This window comes from Massilia paldalensis, assembly GCF_044901715.1.
Taxonomy (GTDB): domain Bacteria; phylum Pseudomonadota; class Gammaproteobacteria; order Burkholderiales; family Burkholderiaceae_D; genus Telluria; species Telluria paldalensis.
In genome coordinates, this window is record NZ_JBJCIU010000035.1 from 1 (window position 1) to 1,229 (window position 1,229).

Below are 1,229 nucleotides of genomic sequence, written 5' to 3' on the forward strand. Positions count from 1 at the left end.
TGAATCGCCACCACTACGCTAGATACTCCTGAGTCATAATTCTAGGCAAAAGGAGTCAACATGAGTGGAAAGCGGTACACGGAAGAATTCAAGGTCGCGGCGGTCAAGCAAGTGACTGATCGTGGACACCCGGCGGCCGAGGTGGCCGAGCGTCTTGGGGTGAGCATTCATAGCATCTATGCCTGGACGAAGCATTACAGCGTCCCCGAGGATGAGCGCAAAGTACAGGACGCACAGGCCGACGAAGTAAAACGCCTGAAAGCCGAACTCAAGCGCGTTACCGAGGAGCGCGACATTTTGCGAAAGGCCGCGGCGTACTTTGCCAAGACGTCAGGGTAAGGTACGCCTTCATTCATCAGCATCAAGCGATGTTTTCGGTTCAGCGCATGTGCAAGATGCTGAAGCTTCATCCCAGCGGTTACTACGCCTGGCGCGTTAATCCCGAAAGCCTGCGTGCACAGGAAGATCGGCGCCTGCTCGGGCACATCAAGCAGTCGTGGCTGGAAAGCGGTGCGGTGTACGGGTATCGCAAGATCTTCGACGATTTGCAAGAGCTCGGCGAAAGTTGCGGCATCAATCGGGTTTATCGCCTGATGCGCAGCGAAGGAATTCGATCCCAAACCGGCTACGCCAAGCGCAAGTACAAGAACGGTGGAGCGCCTTCTATCGTCGCGCCCAACCATTTGCAGCGCCAGTTCGATGTGGTCGAGCCAAACAAAGTCTGGGTCACGGACATCACGTATCTGCGCACTTACGAAGGCTGGCTCTACCTGGCTGTGGTGATCGATTTGTTTTCACGCCAGGTCATCGGTTGGTCGATGAGTTCGCGCATCGACAAAGAGTTGGCAATGAGTGCTTTATTGATGGCGGTATGGCGTCGAAAACCGTCAGCCTCGGTGCTGGTCCATTCCGATCAAGGAAGTCAATTCAGCAGTTACGACTGGCGTGACTTCCTTGAATCACACAATCTGGTGCAGAGCATGAGCAGACGCGGCAACTGTCATGATAATGCAGTGGCCGAGAGCTTTTTCCAGCTGCTGAAACGGGAGCGCGTTCGCCGCAAGGTTTATGCTACCCGCGACGAAGCCAGGCAGGACATCTTCGACTACATCGAGATGTTCTACAATCCGAAGCGGCGCCACAGCTTCAATAAACGGCTGTCGCCAGTCGAGTTTGAAAAGCGGCATTTTTTACGGCTGCAGAGTATCTAGGAAAATGGTGGCGATTCA

At 54.4% G+C, this 1,229-nt stretch carries 1 protein-coding gene; it reads left to right on the forward strand.

Annotated elements, in window-relative coordinates; translation table 11 throughout:
- Nucleotides 1-60 precede the first annotated feature (60 nt).
- Nucleotides 61-1,211, forward strand: a protein-coding gene (locus tag ACI1V7_RS28340) for an IS3 family transposase (RefSeq protein WP_404536068.1) whose coding sequence is annotated in 2 segments (ribosomal slippage) — nt 61-304 and nt 304-1,211 — 1,152 coding nt in all. Because the reading frame shifts where the segments join, the coding sequence is not laid out codon by codon here.
- Nucleotides 1,212-1,229 lie beyond the last annotated feature (18 nt).